1 protein-coding gene is annotated in these 1129 nt (G+C 65.5%); it reads left to right on the top strand.

From position 1 onward, the window contains the following. The coding region (locus Q1K70_RS20940; RefSeq protein WP_300164306.1) for a hypothetical protein at nt 1-430 on the top strand (430 nt) is incomplete at its 5' end. Between the last annotated feature and the right edge of the window lie 699 nt (nt 431-1129).

The raw sequence follows: 1129 nt of genomic DNA, 5'->3' as shown, positions 1-1129 counted from the left end.
GGAGGCCACCATGGCCGAACAATTGCCGCTGGGAGTGGCCTTGGGCCGCGTTGTCGGCCGCCTGGTCGGCCCATCCATGCCGGGCCATGTCGGCCTGCCGGTAGCGGGTGCCAGGGTCGTCCTGGAGATCGACGAGGCGCGCTGGCTCAGGGCACCCTACGCGTCGCCGCCCGCGCTGATCTTGCCCGACCCCGTGAACTGCACCACCGACGCCGACGGCCTGCTGCTGGACGAGCGCGGCAACCCTGGCGCGACCTTGGTCGCCACCGACGCCCCCGAAATCGAGCTCGACAGCGACGGCCCGTGGTTATGGCGCGCGACGATCACCGCGCCCATCATCGGCCGGCCGGTCACATGGACGTTCGAACTGCCCGCCGGCACCAGCGTGGACCTTGCCGTTGGCTTGCTCGCCGCGCTGCAGGCCGGCTGAGGGCTATTGGGAGATTCCCCACTATCGCCGCCGCCTCGGGTGCTGGTTTCCCGTGAAACGCCCACTATTCGCGGATCTGCGAATTTCGCCGCCGCCTCGGCGCTGAGGCCGACTTCGAACCAGGTCCGCCCGGGAGCGTGAATCGCCGTCAAGGCATGGCATAACTATGCCGGCATGACTATTGGATGACCGATCAACCAGCAACCCTCCAGCCCCGTCATTGGGCCTCTCACAGCCCGCCCCAAGGCCTCTCACAGCCTCCAGCTGCATCCAAGGGGCCCCGAATTGCCGTTACAGCGGATTGTCATCAGACCACGGTCTTGCATATGGCTGCCTGGCCGCTGATGCTCATTCCATATTGATGCGTTGCCGCGCATGATTATGCGGTCTGGCTGCGCCGCCCATGGTGGGGTTTCGCGCTCAACGGCAGACCTGGCTCGAAGGACAGATCGTCCTCTCGACTTAATCGAGAGGACGATCCAGGCACCGCCCCGCGTGCGAGGAGATGTTGCGAGCGCCAGAAACATTCCGGGATACCGGAAAGATCAGCCTCGCGCGCGCGGGGAGATGGCGCTCACTTCTAAGAATCTTAGAAGTGGCTCAAGATCAGCCTCGCGCGCGCTGGGAGGTCGGGATCATCCTCTCGACTAAGTCGAGAGGATGAGTTTCAGCCTCGCGCGCGGGGAGATGGCCGGACGC

The organism is Solidesulfovibrio sp. (genome assembly GCF_029978005.1).
GTDB lineage: Bacteria > Desulfobacterota > Desulfovibrionia > Desulfovibrionales > Desulfovibrionaceae > Solidesulfovibrio.
The sequence above is the reverse complement of the archived record's forward strand: the minus strand, read 5'-3'. Positions and strand labels throughout refer to the sequence as shown.